The 533-nt window shown below is 45.0% G+C and carries 1 pseudogene; it reads left to right on the plus strand.

Annotated elements, in window-relative coordinates:
• Positions 1–533, plus strand: a pseudogene (locus ACFIL3_RS11190) (hypothetical protein); the annotation flags it as partial.

Consider the following 533-nt stretch of genomic DNA (forward strand, 5'->3'; position numbering starts at 1 on the left):
AGTTTAGAAACAAACGAACAGGTTGACGAGCCAACAGAGGTTGCTGCTGTTGAGACCACATCAGAGCAAATCACAACGGGTGTAGAAAACCAACCTTCCATTCACGAGCAAGAGAACGTTCCCAAAAAAGCAAAACGAGCGCAAGCTAATCGCGGTTGTCGATTGCCTACGGATTTTGAACCGGATTACGATTTTGCCATTGCAGAGGGCTTGCCTCCAGAGCGCGTCAAAGTCGAAATTGCAAAGTTTCGAGATTATTGGAAAGCCTGTGCAGGAAAGAATGCTATCAAACGTGATTGGCAAGCAACATGGAGAAACTGGGTGCGAAAGGCTATCGAGGTTTTAGAAAAAACAAAAAACACGAACAACAATGGTGGAAACAATGGAAACTTTTCAAAAGATCAAAGAACTCGTGGTGGTACCGGAGAGACAATCCGTAATCTTATCGGTGCAACACAGCTTAGTGACGCCTCTACAAGATACCGTGCAACAGATAGAGCAATGTGTAACTCTGGAGTTCCCATGGACCTTGA

The organism is Bartonella sp. CE47NXGY, from assembly GCF_042195415.1.
Lineage (GTDB): Bacteria > Pseudomonadota > Alphaproteobacteria > Rhizobiales > Rhizobiaceae > Bartonella.